This is a genomic window from Nonomuraea sp. LPB2021202275-12-8 (genome assembly GCF_037044575.1).
In the GTDB taxonomy this organism is placed as follows: Bacteria; Actinomycetota; Actinomycetes; order Streptosporangiales; family Streptosporangiaceae; genus Nonomuraea.
The window spans coordinates 1-395 of sequence record NZ_JBAHWD010000168.1; the positions used below are offsets into that span (position 1 = coordinate 1).

Sequence of the window (395 nt, forward strand, 5' to 3'; positions counted from 1 at the left end):
ACGCTGCTCGGCTCACGCCGGGACAGGTCGATGCCGAGCTCCTCCGCGGCGCGGAAGACGTCCTCGTCGGTGTCGCGCATCTCGATGGACATGCCGTCGCTGGAGAGCACCTCGACGTTCAGGCACAGCGACTGCATTTCCTTGATGAGCACCTTGAAGGACTCCGGAATGCCGGGCTCGGGAATGTTCTCGCCCTTGACGATCGCCTCGTAGACCTTCACGCGGCCCAGGACGTCGTCGGACTTGATGGTCAGCAGCTCCTGCAGGGCGTAGGCGGCGCCGTACGCCTCCAGCGCCCACACCTCCATCTCACCGAAGCGCTGGCCACCGAACTGGGCCTTACCGCCGAGCGGCTGCTGGGTGATCATGGAGTACGGGCCGGTCGACCTGGCGTG

Annotated in this window: 1 protein-coding gene; it reads right to left on the bottom strand. The window is 66.1% G+C overall.

Features of this window, described 5'->3' with window-relative positions:
- Positions 1–395: DNA-directed RNA polymerase subunit beta (locus V5E28_RS49220; protein ID WP_442946027.1), on the bottom strand; the 395-nt coding region annotated here is incomplete at both ends.